This window comes from Neptunomonas phycophila, assembly GCF_001922575.1.
Lineage (GTDB): Bacteria > Pseudomonadota > Gammaproteobacteria > Pseudomonadales > Balneatricaceae > Neptunomonas > Neptunomonas phycophila.
This window is the reverse complement of the sequence record NZ_MRCI01000001.1, coordinates 2,673,465-2,688,546: the sequence shown is the minus strand read 5'-3', so window position 1 is coordinate 2,688,546 and position 15,082 is coordinate 2,673,465. Positions and strand designations below refer to the sequence as shown.

13 protein-coding genes are annotated in these 15,082 nt (G+C 46.9%); 6 read left to right on the top strand and 7 right to left on the bottom strand.

The window, feature by feature from the left end:
- Positions 1 to 65 precede the first annotated feature (65 nt).
- From glnK (BS617_RS12255) to glnK (BS617_RS12245), 3 genes are all read right to left on the bottom strand, one after another.
- Positions 66 to 404, bottom strand: coding sequence for a P-II family nitrogen regulator (gene glnK / locus BS617_RS12255; RefSeq protein WP_075173076.1), 339 nt, complete (start codon positions 402 to 404; stop codon positions 66 to 68).
- A 157-nt stretch (positions 405 to 561) separates the two neighbouring features.
- Positions 562 to 1,830: an ammonium transporter gene (locus BS617_RS12250; protein ID WP_075173075.1), complete on the bottom strand. Its 1,269-nt coding sequence runs from the start codon at positions 1,828 to 1,830 to the stop codon at positions 562 to 564.
- 43 nt (positions 1,831 to 1,873) lie between these two features.
- Entirely contained in the window at positions 1,874 to 2,212 is a 339-nt protein-coding gene (gene glnK, locus BS617_RS12245) for a P-II family nitrogen regulator (protein ID WP_075173074.1), read from the bottom strand.
- Between the two features lie 322 nt (positions 2,213 to 2,534).
- Between glnK (BS617_RS12245) and BS617_RS12240 the strand changes: the two genes are divergently transcribed.
- From BS617_RS12240 to BS617_RS12230, 3 genes are all read left to right on the top strand, one after another.
- A complete protein-coding gene (locus BS617_RS12240) occupies positions 2,535 to 2,804 on the top strand; it encodes an accessory factor UbiK family protein (RefSeq protein ID WP_075173073.1) in 270 nt (89 codons plus the stop codon).
- Positions 2,805 to 2,863: 59 nt separating this feature from the next.
- Positions 2,864 to 4,435 (top strand): diguanylate cyclase domain-containing protein, encoded by a 1,572-nt coding sequence (locus BS617_RS12235; protein ID WP_075173072.1) that lies wholly within the window; start codon positions 2,864 to 2,866, stop codon positions 4,433 to 4,435.
- A 119-nt stretch (positions 4,436 to 4,554) separates the two neighbouring features.
- Positions 4,555 to 6,069 carry a YifB family Mg chelatase-like AAA ATPase gene (locus BS617_RS12230; RefSeq protein ID WP_075173071.1) on the top strand — a complete coding sequence of 505 codons (1,515 nt, stop codon included), beginning with the start codon at positions 4,555 to 4,557 and terminating at the stop codon, positions 6,067 to 6,069.
- Here the strand turns inward: BS617_RS12230 and BS617_RS12225 are convergent.
- Positions 6,041 to 7,753, bottom strand: a complete 1,713-nt coding sequence (locus BS617_RS12225) for a putative bifunctional diguanylate cyclase/phosphodiesterase (RefSeq protein WP_075173070.1) — start codon at positions 7,751 to 7,753, stop codon at positions 6,041 to 6,043. The genes BS617_RS12230 and BS617_RS12225 overlap by 29 nt on opposite strands.
- A gap of 195 nt (positions 7,754 to 7,948) precedes the next feature.
- Here BS617_RS12225 and rep point away from each other — a divergent pair, with 195 nt between their 5' ends.
- Positions 7,949 to 9,961 carry a DNA helicase Rep gene (gene rep / locus BS617_RS12220; RefSeq protein ID WP_075173069.1) on the top strand — a complete coding sequence of 671 codons (2,013 nt, stop codon included), beginning with the start codon at positions 7,949 to 7,951 and terminating at the stop codon, positions 9,959 to 9,961.
- A gap of 96 nt (positions 9,962 to 10,057) precedes the next feature.
- The gene (locus tag BS617_RS12215) at positions 10,058 to 10,789 is read left to right on the top strand and encodes a M48 family metallopeptidase (RefSeq protein ID WP_075173068.1); all 732 of its coding nucleotides are present in this window, start codon (positions 10,058 to 10,060) and stop codon (positions 10,787 to 10,789) included.
- Between the two features lie 60 nt (positions 10,790 to 10,849).
- On the opposite strand, the gene BS617_RS12210 is transcribed toward BS617_RS12215, so the two are convergent.
- Positions 10,850 to 11,908, bottom strand: coding sequence for a class I SAM-dependent methyltransferase (locus BS617_RS12210; protein WP_083610016.1), 1,059 nt, complete (start codon positions 11,906 to 11,908; stop codon positions 10,850 to 10,852).
- The gene (rsuA, locus tag BS617_RS12205) at positions 11,905 to 12,603 is read right to left on the bottom strand and encodes a 16S rRNA pseudouridine(516) synthase RsuA (protein ID WP_075173067.1); all 699 of its coding nucleotides are present in this window, start codon (positions 12,601 to 12,603) and stop codon (positions 11,905 to 11,907) included. Before rsuA ends, BS617_RS12210 begins: the two co-directional genes overlap by 4 nt.
- Positions 12,604 to 12,770: 167 nt before the next feature.
- Here rsuA and BS617_RS12200 point away from each other — a divergent pair, with 167 nt between their 5' ends.
- Complete coding sequence (locus BS617_RS12200; protein ID WP_075173066.1) at positions 12,771 to 13,607, top strand: 6-carboxytetrahydropterin synthase; 837 nt, start codon at positions 12,771 to 12,773, stop codon at positions 13,605 to 13,607.
- A gap of 64 nt (positions 13,608 to 13,671) precedes the next feature.
- On the opposite strand, the gene BS617_RS12195 is transcribed toward BS617_RS12200, so the two are convergent.
- Positions 13,672 to 14,853 (bottom strand): acetyl-CoA C-acetyltransferase, encoded by a 1,182-nt coding sequence (locus BS617_RS12195; RefSeq protein ID WP_075173065.1) that lies wholly within the window; start codon positions 14,851 to 14,853, stop codon positions 13,672 to 13,674.
- Positions 14,854 to 15,082 lie beyond the last annotated feature (229 nt).

Sequence of the window (15,082 nt, the reverse complement as noted above, 5' to 3'; positions counted from 1 at the left end):
GTGGGTGTACAGCATTGGTGCTTTTTTATTATTTTAGCCAAATAGCTAACTAAAACCGCAAGCGGCTATAGTGCGTCTGGGCCTGTTTCGCCTGTACGAATTCGAATAACTTGCTCTAAAGGCATAACGAAGATTTTGCCATCGCCAATTTTTCCGGTATTAGCTGTTTTAGTGATGGCCTCAATAACCTGGTCGGTCATATCATCATCGATAGCGACTTCAATCTTTACCTTTGGTAGAAAATCGACCACATATTCAGCACCACGGTACAGTTCAGTGTGGCCTTTTTGGCGTCCGAAACCTTTAACTTCCGTAACGGTCACCCCTTGAATACCTATTTCAGACAATGCCTCACGTACATCGTCTAGCTTAAACGGCTTAATAACTGCGCTGACCAGTTTCATAATTGTCTCCTTAATAGCGTCGATAGAAAGGATCGACAGCTAACAACGTCAAAAATATAGTAGACCAGTATACCCATAATACCAGTGAAGTGAATCAATTCGCTATATACGCAAAAAGAGGCGCTAAGGCGCCTCTTTTAGTTACAGAGTCTAGGTATTACTTACCTTTAGTGAACTCTGGGTATGCTTCCATACCGCATTCTGCAATATCAGCACCTTCGTACTCTTCTTCTTCGGTGATACGAACACCCATGATGGCTTTCAGTACCAACCAAACAACCAGTGATGCAATAAATACCCAAGCAAAGATAGAGACAATACCGAGTAATTGAGCACCAATAGTAGCGTCAGCGTTGTTTAAGCAAACGGCTAACAGACCCCAGATACCAACGACACCGTGTACAGAGATCGCACCTACTGGGTCATCAACACGTAGCTTATCAAGCGCTAAGATTGAGAAGACTACAAGGACACCACCGATTGCACCAATCACAGTAGAACCCAGTGCGGTAGGTGATAAAGGATCAGCTGTGATAGCTACTAGACCCGCTAGCGCACCGTTTAAAGCCATTGTTAAGTCGGCTTTCTTGAATAACAAGCGAGCTGTGATCAAGGCTGCGATTACACCACCGGCAGCTGCCGCATTCGTGTTCACGAAGACTTGAGCAACGGCGTTAGCTTCACCGACGTCCGATAGCTTAAGTTCAGAACCACCGTTGAAACCGAACCAACCCATCCATAAGATGAATGTACCCAGTGTTGCTAGCGGAAGGTTCGCGCCAGGGATAGCGTTGATAGATCCGTCTTTACCGTACTTGCCTTTACGAGCGCCGAGTACTAATACACCAGCCAAAGCAGCAGCAGCACCCGCCATGTGTACGATACCTGAGCCTGCAAAGTCAGAGAAACCAGCTTCGCTTAAGAAACCGCCACCCCATGTCCAGTAGCCTTCAACAGGGTAGATAACACCTGTCATGACGACTGCGAATGCAAGGAAAGCCCATAATTTCATGCGCTCCGCAACAGCACCCGATACAATCGACATAGCCGTTGCAACAAACACTACCTGGAAGAAGAAGTCAGAGCGAGCTGAGTAATAAGTGTCGCCACCGCTACTTAAAACGGCTTCAGCCGTGTTTTCGTCACCGATCAGACCGCCAAAGTTTGGCATAATGCCACCCGCGTCTGAGCTGTACATAATGTAGTAACCGCACAGCAAGTACATAGTACAAGCAATAGCGTATAGGGCTACGTTTTTGGTCAGGATTTCAGTTGTGTTTTTAGCACGAACAAGGCCTGCTTCTAGCATAGCGAAGCCCGCCGCCATCCACATGACCAACGCGCCACAAATCAAGAAGTAGAAAGTATCTACTGCATACTTCAGCTGGGTTAAGTCCCCCGCCGTTGAGTTTAAAAGCTCTTCCATCTCGATTGCCCTCCGATAGGCTCGATCTAATATTTGTCGTTATTTACAGTGCGTCATCGCCAGTTTCGCCGGTACGAATTCGTACGACTTGTTCAAGCGGCATAACGAAAATTTTGCCATCGCCAATTTTTCCGGTTTGAGCAGCTTGGCTGATAGCGTCAACCACTTGATCAGCGATATCATCAGCTACGGCTGCGTCAACACGTACTTTTGGTAGAAAATCCACAACGTATTCTGCACCGCGGTACAGTTCTGTGTGACCTTTCTGGCGACCGAAGCCTTTAACTTCTGTCACTGTAATACCCTGCACACCGATTTCAGACAGTGCTTCGCGCACATCATCCAACTTGAATGGCTTGATAATTGCCGAAATGAGTTTCATGGGTCGTCTCCCTTTTATAAACTGTTTTCTCGTATCACCAGCCCGTTTCTGGTCTGGTGACTCGAAACGGTTGAGTCTTACAAAGCAAAAGCTATACCTATAATTTTTTGTTGTTAAAAATCAATAGCTTAAGTGGTTTTGTTCGGTTTCCTGAGAGTTGCTTAGGTGAAAAACGATGCAAAGCAGTGCTCGATTTTTGTGCGCGCACCAATATGATGCTTGTTTGCAGTGAGCTGAAAATGTTGGGTTCAGGCAGCCGTAATTGAGCTATCATGGATTTGCTCAAAGTATTTTATAAATACAAGATAAATTAGGAGTTCTTATGAATGAAAAGCTAATAGATAACCTCTCATCCCAGTTTAGCCAAATGCTAAACACGTTCAATAATGGTGCAGAATTGCCGGGGCAGCAGCAGATGCGTGCACTATTACAGTCAGCCTTATCAAAAATGGACTTAGTAACGCGTGAAGAGTTTGATGCGCAATCAGCGGTGCTTGCGCGTACACGCGAAAAAGTTGATGCTTTAGAAAAGGTGGTAGCTGAAATACAAGCCCAGCTAGAGAGCGGCAGCGACACAAGTACGGAGAAATAATCCCAGGCGCTGCTAGGTAACAGAAATACGGTAGACGAAAGAATAGCGCAGAGGCTGAAATGGCAAAATTACTTGCATGGCTGCAAAGCCCGGGGTTGTACGCACGAGTTAATGATGCTTTTGCCCACATGTTGTCGCGCACCCGTGATGAAATAGAAGGGAAAGCGGTAGCCGATATTCATCCAGATCAAGCGGCTGAGATCCTCTCTATGATGGAGCGGGGGGCAGAGGAAGGACTCGGTGAGTTAAGTGAGCCTATCATCCTACCAGTAACCCCTGCGGTTTCGTTAAGCTGTCGCTTGATATGTACGCCTCAGGGTGATCATTGGCTGATGGTTGCCGAACCGATATACCAAACTGGGCATTATTCGCTAGGTGATTTAAACGATACCGAGCAAGTGCCTCGTTTGAAGACATCGTTAGATTATGTGATCTCTCAGGCTCGGTTGGATAATGAGCATATCGCATTGGTCAAACTATCGGTGGAGCGCTTTAACTGGCTGCAAGAAACGTTAGGCGAACAGGCGGCCGAGCAAGTCATGAGTGATGTGGCCGAGCGTATCCAAGTTGGGCTGCGTCGTTATGACACATTATACCGAATTCGTAATGACCGATTATTGATTCAGTTGCGTCATGTCGGTTGTGCTGAGGAGGCCTTACGGGTGGCAAATCGCTTAAACGAGCTGCTGGCGTATGCGGTTCGTGTTGATCGTCGCGAAATACACCTGTCTACGGCTGTCGGTATTGCCCTCGCTCCATTGCAAGCAAATGATGCTGGAGAGCTGATGGGCGCCGTGAGTCAAGCGCTGAAAACCGCTCAGCGAAGTCAGGGTGCAGGTGTGCGCTTGTACGATCCGACTCGCCAGCGCAAAGCACTGACCGTCGATGATTTTGCTCGGTTGATAAAACCTGATTATGAGCAAATGGCGATAGGCTTTCGCCCCGTTTATGGCGTTAGTAGCCACCGTATAGAAGTAGCCCAGTTAACTCCTTTGTTTAAAGGTGTACCTTGCTTGGGTAGTAATGAATCGTTATTGGCCCCTTTCTTTGAAGGTGAAGGTGGGTGGCAAACGTACTTAACATGGCTGTTTGGACAGTTAGAGCTACCATTAGCCCGTTTGGCTCAACACACGAAGTTTCAGGGGGTGGTTATCACGCTGGGAGCTGAAATTGTTGAGTTGCCAGGCTTTATTGAGTTTATGGCGCAACGTATCCATCTCCCAAAATCGTTACGTACTCATGTGATAATCGAGTTTGATGCGATAGAAACCCGCGACCATGAAGGCGTTTTGTTCGATATTGAGGCACTGGGTTATCGCATAGCACTAAACCGCTTGAGTGATTACTTACCTCCCATTCAACAACTGAAAGAGCTGGAGCCATCCTTATTAAAGCTAGATGCAGAGCTTGTTGAAGACATGGTCTCCAATTTGGCTCGCCGGCGTCAGCTTGAAAAAATAGCGGATATAGCCGCGGATTTGGACATTCCGTTAGGGGCAGAGGGGGTTCAGTCAGCGGGGTTGCGCATGCAGCTCACTCACCAAGGGGTTAGCTATATGCAGGGTGATTATTTCGGGCGCCTATTAAGTAGCGAAATGCTCCAAGAACAACTTATCCTTGAGAATATGTGACAGCGTAGGCTGCATTTCTTGCCATTGGATAGGATGAGCATAAAGGCGAGTATTTGAACCCGGCGGTTGTTTTCTGCTATCGTCTTGATTCTATTGTTGTTACGTCCAAGGAAGGATGTATGTCCCTAGCTATTGTTCATACCCGTGCTCAGTTGGGCGTTGTTGCCCCAGCGGTCACCGTTGAAACTCATATGTCGCCTGGGTTGCCAGCGCTTAACTTGGTTGGTTTGCCAGAAGCGGCCGTTCGTGAGAGCCGAGAGCGTGTGCGTAGCGCTATTCTCAATGCTGGATATGAGTTCCCCCAACGACGAATTACTATAAATTTGGCGCCTGCCGATTTACCTAAAGATGGGGGGCGGTTCGACCTTGCTATTGCAGTTGGTATCTTGGCTGCTTCGGGACAGATACCGACAGACAATCTGCACAAGGTTGAATTACTCGGTGAGCTGGCGTTATCGGGTGATTTACGTGCTGTGACCGGCGTATTACCAGCGGCCGTTGCGTGTAAAAAAGCAGGACGTGCTTTACTGATCCCTAATGAAAATCGACAAGAAGCCCGCTTGGTTCGCGAGTTAAAAGTTCGTGTAGCCGATCATCTTTTGGATGTCTGTGCCGCTTTCTCTGGACAAAAAAAGCTAGAGGCCGTGGAACCTCAAGTTGAAATGCCTTTACATTCAATTCAACGACACGACCTGAGTGATGTGAAAGGGCAAGTGCAGGCAAAGCGAGCTTTAGAAATAGCGGCGGCGGGTGGACATAATCTATTAATGAGCGGTGTGCCGGGAAGTGGTAAAAGTATGCTGGCGGCGCGCTTACCAAGCTTGTTGCCTACATTAAATGAAGATGAGCGCTTAGAAGCTGCCGCCATTTATTCGGTTGCTGGGCTGCCTGTGGATAATATTTGCCAAGGGGTGCGTCCCTTTAGAGCGCCACACCATACGGCATCACCAGCGGCGCTCGTTGGGGGCGGTAGCCATCCACGCCCGGGGGAAATATCGCTTGCGCATCAAGGGGTTCTTTTCTTGGATGAAATGCCCGAGTTTTCACGCAAGGTGCTAGAAGTTATGCGTGAGCCTTTAGAAACAGGCCAAATTTTAATCTCTAGAGCCTCCCGTCAAACAGAGTTCCCCGCACGTTTTCAGTTAATTGGCGCAATGAATCCCTGCCCCTGCGGCTATGCCGGTGATCCATCCGGACGATGTCGATGCACACCGGATCAAGTCAGACGTTATCAAGACAAACTATCTGGACCGTTGCTAGACCGTATCGACTTGTTTGTGAATGTCGCTGCGTTGCCGGCTGACACCTTGTTGCGTTTGGATGGACAGCCATCAGAGTCCAGTGCACAGGTGGCTGAAAGGGTTTCGCAAGCGTTGGCTCGTCAGTACGAGCGCCAGGGGTGTCGTAATAATGTATTGGAAGCTAAGCAGCTGGATGCCATTTGCGATTTATCCGACAGCTCACGGGATACATTAGCTGGAGCTGCCGGTCGGTTCGGTTTGTCGGCGCGTGCATGCCATCGTGTATTGAAAGTGGCGCGAACTATTGCGGATTTAAAAGGCGATGTTGCAGTGGGACGGCCAGCCATTATGGAGGCGCTTGGCTTTAGAGAAGGGCTATCGAACGGCCGTTAATCATAGAGATTAGGTGAGGCAGTGTTACCGGTTGGCTGTAGTAGAAACCTTGAACCTGATCGCATTGATGAGCCTTTAAACAATCGAGCTGTTCTTTGGTTTCAACGCCTTCGGCAATAACCGTCATGCTTAAGTTGTGCGCTAAGGAAATTATCGCGCGGACTATTTCTACATCATCGTTATTATGCGGCAAGTTGGCAATAAAGGAGCGATCGATTTTAAGTGTACTAACCGGTAGTTTTTGCAGTAAAGCAAAAGAGGAATAGCCTGTTCCAAAGTCATCTAGCGAGAACTCAATCCCTGTTTTGCACAGCTCTTCGATGCTGTGACGAACATGTTCATCATTACTAAACAGAGATGATTCGGTTAGTTCAAATTCAAGAACTTGGGTATCAATATTATCGCGAGCAATAATGCGCTGGATGGTGCGTGCTAGGTAATCATTTTGAAATTGGCGAAACGATAAGTTGATCCCTAATTTATCTAGGTAGCACCCTGCTTTCTCCAGCGTTTTTAAGTCCCGCCCTGCTTGTTGGATTGCCCAAAACCCCATCGGTACTATTTGGCCTGTTTTTTCGGAGAGAGGGATGAAATCTGTAGGCATAATAAGCCCATGGCTGGGATGGTGCCAGCGCATGAGTGCTTCAGCGCCAACCACTGCACCGGTTTGAAGATCAACTCTTGGTTGATAATAAAGAGCAAACTGCTCGTATTTTAATGCGGCCCACAAGTCCGATTCGATAAGGCCGTCGAACACGGGCTTAGGATCTTTTTTAGGCTCGTATATTGAGTAGCTACAACCGTGTTTGTGTTTAGCTCGGGCTCTCGCTTGGTTGGCGTGGTTCAGTAAGGTGTCGGGGTTTTTCCCGTGTTTGGGCGCGACAGAAACGCCAATACTAACCCCTAAAATATGCTCTTCACCATGAAGTTGGAACGCTGGGCGAAGGGTATCGATTAGCGAGCTGATAAGCTTTTGAATTTCGGCGGTTGTTTGCGTTTTATCGTTAACATCCAAAATAATAGCGAACTCATCGCCGCCAATCCGATAAACGGGGTTATTGAGTGCGCAGATCAATAAGCGATGGCAGAGGCTACGAATGATGCTGTCACCAGCCGCGTTTCCCATACGCTGATTGAAGCCATGGAAATTATCGATATCAACAGTTACTAAGGCGGTCGCGCCTCCCTTTACCTGCTGATTGTTAATGAGTTTAGTTAGCGTATTGTAAAAGCTAGTGCGGTTTTGAACACGTGTCAGCCAATCGGTCTCTTTTAAGTAATGTATTTCTGCTTCTTTTATATGTGCTTGAGTGAGCAAGCGAAAGCTACGCATAAGTGCTTCTTGCGTAAGGCCGTTGAGGGATATGTAATCAGCAAAAGAGGCTTCTAATAACCGTTGACCATCGTGATGAGATATAGATGGTTGCACAAGAACCACAGGCTTTGCCGAATCGATAATCTCTTGATAAAAAAAAGCGCCGTCAGCTAGGGCATTGTCGGGTGTATCATAGATCAGTAACAAGTTGACTGAGTCTTGGATAAGTGAGCGCCTAACCGCCGTGAGAGACTGAACGATTTGGGTGTGAATAGTGGGCGACTGCAATAAACTGGTTAAGTGCGCTGTAGCCGAGGAATCAGGGCAATAAACCAGAACTTTGATAGGGAGAGTATGTGAATATCGCATTGCCGCTTTCTGGGTAGAGCCTCAGCCAATTATAATGACGGAACAGAACGCATTCGTCCTTTGTTTGTATATAATGCTGTACAGAGAATCAACTGTAACATGAAGCAGTAAGCCATCAAACAAGTGTTTTATATAGCTTTTTCTTAGTGGTTTTCCATTACCTGTCACCGACGCGAAACAGCACGAGCAAATCAAATGAGTAAGTTAAATCCCCGTCAGCGAGAAGCCGTTGATTATATTAGTGGTCCACTATTGGTGCTGGCAGGCGCGGGCTCAGGCAAGACCAGTGTTATAACACGCAAAATTGCCTACTTGGTTAATAAGTGCGGCATTGAGGCGCGATATATAGCGGCTGTAACTTTCACGAACAAGGCCTCTCGTGAAATGAAGGAGCGTGTTACGCAATTATTGCCCGGCAAGACCAAAGGGTTAACGGTGTCGACTTTCCATAATTTGGGTATGAATATTATTCGCCGTGAACACAAAAAATTGGGATTGAAGCCGGGTTTTTCTATTTTTGATGATCAAGATACCAAGGCGCTGATTAGAGACCTGCTAATGCATCATGATGAAGATGCGGAGCAAGTAGATATGATTCGTACAATGATCTCAAATTGGAAAAACGAGATGGTGACGCCTGCTAAAGCAGAGAGTTTTGCTAAGACCCCGGAAGAAGTATTAGCTGCACGTGCCTATGATGCTTACATGACGCATTTACAAGCGTACAACGCGGTCGATTTTGATGATTTGATTTGGACTCCGGTTCGTTTGTTTGAAGAGCACCCTGATGTGTTAGAGCGCTGGCAGCAGCGTATAAGGTACTTATTAGTGGATGAGTATCAAGACACTAACCTCAGCCAATACAAGCTAGTTCGCCAGTTAGTAGGCCACAGAGGCGCGTTAACCGTAGTAGGTGATGATGATCAATCCATATACGCGTGGCGAGGTGCTCGGCCTGAAAACCTAGCGCAGCTGCAGGTTGACTTCCCTAGCTTAAAAGTCGTCAAACTTGAGCAAAACTACCGCTCAACGAGCCGCATTCTTAAAGCCGCTAATACTTTAATTGCGAATAACCCTCACGCCTTTGAAAAGACTTTATGGAGTGACATGGGGTTTGGTGATCCGCTACGAGTGGTGCATACCCGAAATGAAGATGCAGAATGTGAACGTATTGCCACAGAAATACTCGACTTGCACTTACGTAATCACATCCCCTTTAACGACTTTGCTATTTTATATCGAGGCAACTTTCAATCACGTTTGCTTGAAGTTAAGTTACAGGCGTTTCAGGTGCCTTATAAGTTATCAGGCGGTACGTCGTTTTTTGCGCGTGCTGAAATCAAGGATCTGATGAGTTACTTAAAAGTGCTTGTTAACCGCGATGATGATAATGCCTTTTTACGCATCATTAACTTACCGCGCCGTGAAATAGGACCATCCACTTTACAAAAGTTAGGTGAATACGCGACTGAGCGTCGTGTCAGCTTGTTTGATGCCTGCTCTGAAATAGGACTTGAGCAGCGCTTACCAGCGGCCGCTGTTGAAAAACTGAGACGCTTTACACATTGGTTGCATGAAAAGTATCGCCTTTGCTATGAAGGTGATCCTATCCAGGCGATTAAAGAATTGATTCAGGATATCGATTATGAAGGATGGATTTATCAGAACAGTTCTAGTGATGCGATGGGCGAAAAACGCATGCAGAATGTTTGGTTCTTGGTTGATTCATTACGCAATACACTCGAACGTCTGCAAGAAGATGATCCTGATGCCGGTGTGGAAGAAGCCATCGCGCGCCTTATCCTGATTGACATGTTGGACCGCCAAGAAGAGGAAGATGACTCGAATCGCGTTCAGTTGATGACACTTCATGCGTCTAAAGGACTTGAGTTTCCTCATGTGTATTTGATGGGTATGGAGGAGGAGCTATTGCCCCATCGCAATAGCATCGAAAATGGCGATATTGAAGAGGAGCGCCGGTTAGCCTACGTGGGTATTACGCGCGCTAAAAAGACACTGACCATGACGCTAGCTCGCCAGCGCAAACAGTTTGGTGAGCTTATCGACTGTACTCCTAGTCGTTTTTTAGATGAATTACCTCAAGAAGATTTGGAAATCGAAGGTAATGGGGAAAAAAATCCAGAATTAAATAAGGCAAGAGGTAGAGCTACCTTAAATAGCTTGCGCAATATGTTTGATGATTTATAAGCCTGAATGGAATTTTCGTGTCTAATTAGATGCAAATATCGTGACCTTTTGCTACATTCCGGCCTTTCTTAAGGTAAACACAAATTGGAAGTGAATATGAAAAAAACATTATTGGCCGCTGTCACAGCATCTGTCTTACTCACAGGCTGTGTGGAAAACATTGATATGACAGCCGCGACGGATTTGTACAAAGCGGCCACCATTAGCGATCAAGAAGTGATTGCGCTAGCTGATCAATCGGCTAAGCAGCTGGATGCTAATAACAACGTGGCACCGGCTAGCAATAAATACGCTAAACGTTTAGCGCGAATTACTCAGGGTCTGAATAACGAAGACGGACTTGAATTGAACTTCAAAGTGTATCTAACAGATGAAATGAACGCGTTTGCTATGCCTAACGGTACGGTTCGAGTGTATTCGGGTTTGATGGATAAGTTGACGGATGATGAAGTACGATTTGTTATTGGTCACGAAGTAGGTCATGTAAAATTAGGTCACACGCGTAAAGAGTACCAGTTAGCTTATGCGGCTTCAGCGGCACGTAAAGGCGCTTCAGCAGCTGGCGGTACTGTCGGTATGTTGTCGGATTCGCAGTTGGGAGACTTTACCCATAAATTGGTGTCTGCTCAGTTTTCACAATCACAAGAAAGTGCATCTGATACCTATGCCGTTAAGTTTATGAAGCGCCACGGTTGGGATGCTAGTGCAGGTATCGGTGTTATGAAACAGTTCCAAGCGATGGAAGCCGCCAGTGGCGGTAGCCATAGTGTATTCTCAAGCCACCCGGCTTCGAAAGACCGTGAAGAGCATATCCGCGATTTACTGTAATATACTGTTACGTGTTTAGCTTATAAACGCCTAGCCTTGCTAGGCGTTTTTGCTTGTTCGTTAGTCACTTACGGTAGCTTTGCTCTTTTTGGGGAGCCGTAAGTGGATAAGCTTGAAGTGGTTGGTTTGCACTGGAGTGTCAACGATTGAAAAGTAATCTGCCGCTTTCTTTTCAATGCCGATGTGTAGGTTGGTAACAAAGATTGCTTGGCCGTCTGGGGTTAAATGTTGCGCAGCACTGGCTAGAAAGCGGTCTGTTAGCTGGCTTTCTACGCCAAACCCGCTATGAAACGGCGGATTGCAAACCACTAAATCAAATACACTATCTATATGGCGTGCACAGTCATCAGCTACCGCAGAGATGTTTACATTGGATTGCGTTGCGTTGGCAGTACAGCACTCAATAGCCGCGGCGTTGGTGTCTGTTGCGGTCACGGGGATGGATAGCATCTTCCCCGTATGTAAGGAAAGGTAGCCATAACCACATCCGATATCTAACGCACTTTGGGGCTGAGATTGACCGATGATATCGCAAAGGTGCTCGATGAGCAGCTGACTGCCTTGGTCTATTTTATTCCAGCCATATACTCCCGGTTTACTGATAAACGAGAAAGAGGTATCAGCGACGGCGGGGCGCAGGGCAGTGTAGTCTTTGTCATCTAACGTGATCGGTTGGGTAAAAGTGATAGCCGCTGCCCATGTTTCTTTATCAAGCTTCCAGCGTTCAGTTTGAGCGCCGGCTGTATCCGCGCGATCAAAAAATCCTTTGATTCCTTCTTGCTTTAAGCCGCTTAAAATGAGGCTTCCCGTGGGGGCTAATAGGCGAGAAGCTGTGTTGATTAAGTAGTGAGCAAGCGCCTTTTCTTTGGGGATGCGCAAATAGATTTGATCATAGCTACCTGGTGCTAAGCCTTGGCAGTCAAAGTCAGAAAACTCCGCATGCCAGCCCGCATTGAGCAATTGTCTGTGTATATGGTAACGGTTAGCGATTACTCGTGTGTTGCCCATCGCTGCTGGGGCATGTTCGGGTATTAGGTTTTCATCGACAAACCATAAGGTGTTTGGCAGTGCTGGATTAAAGCTCTGATAAAGTAGATCAAATGCTTTGTCGCGCATCATACGCCTAACAGCTCCTGTTCTTGTTGGGTCAGTTCTCGATATTCACCGGGAGCAAGAGTATCGTCCAGTAACACATCGGCTATGGCATCACGATGTAAGGCTTCAACTTTGTTACCAATGGCAGCAAACATGCGTTTTACTTGATGATATTTACCTTCAGTGAGGGTTAAAAAGGCTTCATGTTCGTTAATGATGACTAACGAGGCTGGTTTAGTTGGCTGTGGTTCGTTATGCAGCTGAACGCCTTGGGCAAAATCGTCAATGGCTGACTCTGGAATAGGGTCAACGGTTGTCACATGGTACCGCTTGGGCATTTTATGTTTGGGTGCTGTGACTCGGTGCGACCATTGGCCATCATCCGTTATTAGGATCAGCCCGGTGGTATCTATATCGAGGCGGCCCACTGTATGTAAGCTGTCAGGGCGTGGCTCATCGTATAGCAGGCTAATTACGGTAGGGTGAAGAGGGTCATCGTTAGCGCACACTACGCCTTCAGGCTTATTCATCATTAAATAGCGGGGTGTTGGTGCGGCCACTTCGCCGTCATTAAAAACAACATTGTCATCTAGGCTGATATGCAGTGAGGGGTCTCGTACGAGCTCACCATTCACAGTAACCGTGTTCTTGTGCATTAATCGTTTCACCTCTTTACGCGAGAGGCCTGTGGCTTGTGATAGGTACTTGTCGAGACGCATAGGGCTTTGTCCAAAAAGTTAAAGTATACCGCGTCCGTTCGTTATACATAAATGATTGATGTGTTGTTCGTTAATATACGACTTTTTTATAGCTGATCTTTGTATTTTTCATGCAAGTGACTTGCTCCATGCGATAGAATGGGCGGCTTAGAATTGAGGCGTATATTGTGAAGCTGTTTGTAAATAACCTGACAAATGTAGATTTTTCTTACTTGCACCCGACTCGTGGCTTGATGGGCGAATCGTGGTTGGTGCAATTAGAGCTGGACGGCTCGTTAAATGATCAGGGAATGGTGTGTGATTTCGGTGTGGTTAAAAAGCTCGTGCGTGAATGGATGGACACTACCATTGATCATGCGCTTGTTGTGCCTACTGAGATGGAGCGCCTTTGCGTTAGCGCGGATGCTGGTGAGACCGAAGTGAAATGGCAATATCCAGACGGTGGTGAGCTGGTTTGTCGTTCCCCCAGTCGAGCGATAGCGTTGGTTGAGATCGATGAGGTCACTCCTGAATCGCTAGCGGCGTGGTGTATTGAAAAGCTAATGGCCCTTTTCCCGCAAGAAGTTCGAGGGATGAGGTTGTCTTTTGTCCCTGAGAGTATTGACGGGGCGTTTTATCATTACAGCCATGGTTTGCAACAACATAACGGGAATTGCCAACGTATCGCTCATGGTCACCGTTCACGGGTTGAAATTTTTGTTAATGACGTACGAGACGATAAGCTAGAGGCTGATTTAGCCACGCGTTGGAAGGATATTTACATCGGCACAAAGGCACATCGCCAAGAAGGACCTGAGGGTGTGAATGTATATGCCTATGACGCGCCGCAAGGTGAGTTTTATTTGTCACTACCCAGTGATCGTTGTTATGACATCGATACGGAAACTACGGTTGAGCAAATAGCTCAACATTTAGCAGAGCGGACGAAGCAGATCCGGCCGCTGGATGAAGTGCGAGTAAGGGCTTACGAAGGCATTGGTAAGGGTGCTATTTCAGAAGCTTAATGGTTGACCAAAAAAAACCGCCGATGACACGGCGGTTTTTTTATGTCGATTTTTGGGTCAGTGATTAATCACGCTCGACAGCCAGTGCAGTACCCATACCGCCACCAATACATAAAGTGGCTAGGCCTTTCTTGGCATCGCGTTTATTCATCTCGTGAATTAATGAAACAAAGATACGGCAACCGGATGCGCCAATAGGGTGACCCAGTGCAATAGCGCCGCCGTTGACGTTAACAATGTCTGTGTTCCAGCCAACGTCTTTGTTGACTGACATAGCTTGTGCCGCAAAGGCTTCGTTAGCTTCAACAAGGTCTAAGGAGTCTACTGACCATTCTGCTTTCTCCAATGCTTTTTGAGTCGCACAGATAGGTCCAGTGCCCATAATTGCTGGATCAACACCAGAAGAAGCATAGGCTTTAATGCGCGCTAATACAGGCAAGCCAAGTTCGGCAGCTTTTTCTGCAGAGCATACAATAACAGCGGCAGCGCCATCATTGATTGTGGAGCTGTTGCCCGCAGTTACGGTTCCGTCCTTTTTGAAAGCAGGACGCAGCTTAGCAAGTGCTTCTGGTGTGCAACCAAAGCGAGGTTGCTCATCCGTATCAAAGACAATCGGATCACCTTTGCGCTGAGGAATGACCACAGGGATGATTTCGTCTTTAAAGCGGCCAGCTTTTACAGCCGCTTCTGCTTTGTTTTGTGATGCTGATGCAAAAGCGTCTTGCTCTTCGCGGGTAAAACCATACTTAGCCACGATATTCTCTGTGGTAATACCCATGTGGTAGTCATTGAATGCATCCCACAGACCATCGGTGATCATGGTATCAACCATTTTCCAATCACCCATGCGAGCTCCGTTACGAGAATTAGGCAGTACGTGTGGAGAGGCACTCATGTTTTCTTGGCCGCCAGCGATAATCATATCAGCGTCACCGCAGCGGATAGCTTGAGTGGCAAGTTGTATCGCTTTGAGGCCTGATCCACATACTTTGTTGAGTGTAAACGCGGGAACTTCTTGTGGTAGGCCTGCATTAATCAAAGCCTGGCGGGCGGGGTTTTGCCCACATCCGGCAGTCAGTACTTGGCCCATAATAACTTCATCGATCTGTGAGGGGTCTATCTTTGTTTGCTCAATAAGACCTTTAATAACAGTTGCACCTAAGTCAGATGCTTTGACGCCTGCTAGTGTTCCATTAAAAGTACCAACCGCTGTACGGCCAGCTGCAACGATGACTACATCACGCATGATAGTGCCTCTTTTCCTGATTAATCCCAATTGTGGACTGGGCTATTAATGGATGCATTAAACGTGGCAAAAAGCCTGTGTGTCGCATCTTTTTAGTCCCATCCTTATTGCCTAGTTTTATGGTTATCCTTGGCATATTTACCGCTATGTAACATAAAAAATGTTGCACTGCGGTAGAAATCCATAGTGTGCGAGCAATAACACGAATGCAAGCACAAAGATCAATAAA

Coding starts and splice junctions, on each gene's coding strand:
- glnK (WP_075173076.1), bottom strand. CDS start 404: ATGAAACTGGTCAGCGCAGTTATTAAGCCGTTTAAGCTAGACGATGTA.
- BS617_RS12250 (WP_075173075.1), bottom strand. CDS start 1,830: ATGGAAGAGCTTTTAAACTCAACGGCGGGGGACTTAACCCAGCTGAAG.
- glnK (WP_075173074.1), bottom strand. CDS start 2,212: ATGAAACTCATTTCGGCAATTATCAAGCCATTCAAGTTGGATGATGTG.
- BS617_RS12240 (WP_075173073.1), top strand. CDS start 2,535: ATGAATGAAAAGCTAATAGATAACCTCTCATCCCAGTTTAGCCAAATG.
- BS617_RS12235 (WP_075173072.1), top strand. CDS start 2,864: ATGGCAAAATTACTTGCATGGCTGCAAAGCCCGGGGTTGTACGCACGA.
- BS617_RS12230 (WP_075173071.1), top strand. CDS start 4,555: ATGTCCCTAGCTATTGTTCATACCCGTGCTCAGTTGGGCGTTGTTGCC.
- BS617_RS12225 (WP_075173070.1), bottom strand. CDS start 7,753: ATGCGATATTCACATACTCTCCCTATCAAAGTTCTGGTTTATTGCCCT.
- rep (WP_075173069.1), top strand. CDS start 7,949: ATGAGTAAGTTAAATCCCCGTCAGCGAGAAGCCGTTGATTATATTAGT.
- BS617_RS12215 (WP_075173068.1), top strand. CDS start 10,058: ATGAAAAAAACATTATTGGCCGCTGTCACAGCATCTGTCTTACTCACA.
- BS617_RS12210 (WP_083610016.1), bottom strand. CDS start 11,908: ATGATGCGCGACAAAGCATTTGATCTACTTTATCAGAGCTTTAATCCA.
- rsuA (WP_075173067.1), bottom strand. CDS start 12,603: ATGCGTCTCGACAAGTACCTATCACAAGCCACAGGCCTCTCGCGTAAA.
- BS617_RS12195 (WP_075173065.1), bottom strand. CDS start 14,853: ATGCGTGATGTAGTCATCGTTGCAGCTGGCCGTACAGCGGTTGGTACT.